This window comes from Bacillus sp. JJ1566 (genome assembly GCF_036962685.1).
Classification (GTDB): domain Bacteria; phylum Bacillota; class Bacilli; order Bacillales; family Bacillaceae_L; genus Ferdinandcohnia.
In genome coordinates this window covers 49,420-51,892 of sequence record NZ_JBALOP010000040.1, presented here as the reverse complement: position 1 = coordinate 51,892, position 2,473 = coordinate 49,420, and the positions used below count along the sequence as shown (strand labels likewise).

General features: G+C 28.5%; 3 protein-coding genes. All 3 read right to left on the bottom strand.

Going from position 1 to position 2,473, the window contains the following annotated elements; genetic code table 11:
* Window positions 1-807 (bottom strand): polysaccharide pyruvyl transferase family protein (locus V7112_RS15645; protein ID WP_335421425.1); only part of this gene is annotated, 807 nt, incomplete at its 3' end.
* A gap of 12 nt (window positions 808-819) precedes the next feature.
* Window positions 820-1,554: a glycosyltransferase family 2 protein gene (locus V7112_RS15640; protein WP_335421423.1), complete on the bottom strand. Its 735-nt coding sequence runs from the start codon at window positions 1,552-1,554 to the stop codon at window positions 820-822.
* 50 nt (window positions 1,555-1,604) lie between these two features.
* Window positions 1,605-2,473, bottom strand: an 869-nt coding sequence (locus V7112_RS15635) for a glycosyltransferase (protein ID WP_335421420.1), incomplete at its 5' end; no start/stop codon positions are given.

Below are 2,473 nucleotides of genomic sequence, written 5' to 3'. Positions count from 1 at the left end.
TCTATTATCGATACCAATGATAATAGTTCTCCTTTTGTTTTGTAATGCCCTAATTCCTGCATGTAGCCTCGTACCTACAAAATCAAGCGCCATGCTATTATTTTGCAATAAACTATCCAGAGCTTTTAAACTAGGTCCAACGTATCTAATTCCTTCAGTATTTACTAGGCTCTCTATATATTCTTTATCCTCATGAGCTTGAATCCAAAAGTAAATATTTTTATAATTTCTTTGTAATATATCAATTAGCTTTTTATCATTTTTAGGATCTTTATTATAGTTTGTTAATGTTAACAAGACATTAGATGATTTTACCGTAGGAATATTTTCACAATGTTCGGGAGTTAAATTCCACATAGTTGGACAAGAAGTATTTGTAACGTTATTTATTCCTATAGATTTAAGCATATTTTCTGTATAACTGTCACGAACAGAATGTATAATGTTACTATTTAGAACTCTCTTTAAAAGAATTTTAGTATATAAATCTGGTTTTCTTTGATACTGCCACCAGCCAACTCCAAGTAATATAACATCCTTTAAAAAGAAAGAATCGACCATATTTATTTTCCACTGATTATAATACCACATGTTTGAAGATAACATATTAGTTCCACATGCGTATACTAGGTCAGAAGACATAATGTGTTTATAACTATTTATTCCAATTTTATCATGGGTTGGTAAATTAACCTGAAAAAAATCCCCATGTATGTTATTTATTTCTCTATTAATAGAGTCCATAATAATTTTATCTCCATTATTTTCTGTACATATAGAAGTGTCTAACAAAGTTATTTTTTTCATTATATCCTTCCCTTAAACATATTTTTTTACATTATACAAAATGTAGGTCATCAATTTTCTTAACAAGTAATTAAATCTACTTATATAACCGTATTCATATCTAATATTTAATGATTCTAATGGTCCTATAATGCTCGTTGAAGCTCCACCTAGCCTGAAGTTAGCTTGGATTTTTTCAATCATTTCAAATGAAACATTATTTGCTTTTAATCTTTGCATTAATTCAAAGTCTGCAGAAATTTTATATTTTAAATTAAATACTCCATATTTATCATATAAGTCTTTTGGAACAAAACATGTTGGATGCTGAATCATTTGATTGCTCAAGGTTTCATGAGTATATCCTTTAATAAATTGTACCTTTTCATTCTTTATCATTCTAAGCATCCCATAAATAACAACATTGTTCATCCTATTATAAACATCTACTGCATTTTTTACCGCATTAGTTTCATACCAATCATCCGAGTTTATAATACCAATTAGTTTACCATTACTTAATTTTATCCCTTTATTCATAGCATCATAAATCCCATTATCTGGTTCCGATACCCAATGTGTAATGCGATCTTCATATTTTTTGATAACATCGACTGTTCCATCAGTTGATCCACCATCAATAATAATATACTCAACATTACTATATGTTTGATTTATCACACTTTGGATTGTTTTTTCTATAGTTTCAACACTATTAAAAGATACTGTAATTATACTAACTTTAGGTAATTCCGATTCATTAATCACAATATACTTTCCCTTCTTTTATAGGTAGCAATTTAGGATTATTCTGTAAATCAACTTATAACTTTTTTATATAATTCAATATACTGAGCAAATTTATCATTCTTGTCATAATTATTTATACTTTTGTTTATACAGTTTGTAAAATAATTATGCTTTCCTTTTTCTTTAATAATATCCTTTTTTTCTAAAATTTCCTTAATGGCGCCTTTAGTAACTACAAAACCGCAGTCTTCATCAACACTTTCTACACTACCGCCTGTATTGAACGTAATTATAGGGGTTCCACATGCCAATGCCTCTAAATTAGTTGTCGGGAAATTATCCTCCAAAGTAGGATTTATAAATATATCGCATGCTGAATATATTTGTGCCAATTCATGAGGGCTATCAGTTTTGGAAATTCCAATTATATTTTTTGGTAGACTTTTTATTTGTTGGTCTTTTAAACCTACCAAAACTATTATTTCGTCATCTTTTAATTTTTTGGAGATTTCCAAGAAATATTCTAAACCTTTTCTTTTATCCCATACATTTGCAACACCAAGTAAAATAAACTTATCAAGTAACCCATGACTTTCTCTAAATGTGCTGGAAGTTGGTTTAAATACATTTAAATCAATGCCGTTATTAATAACTTCCACTGGATAACTTTTTATAAAGGATTTTTTTACTATATTTGCAAGCCATTCTGACGGAGTAACTATGGTTAAGTTTTTAACTCCATTAAAAAGATTTTTTTTCATTAAATAATTGTTCTTTGAATTATCTCTTAATGAACTTGCAGGATAACTATTTTTTTGTGGACAATTTTCACATCCCGTTATCCATTTATTACAATTAACATAATCAAAATATGCACAGTGCCCAGTAAATGGCCAACAGTCGTGCAATGTCCAAACCACCGGTTTATCAACTTTTT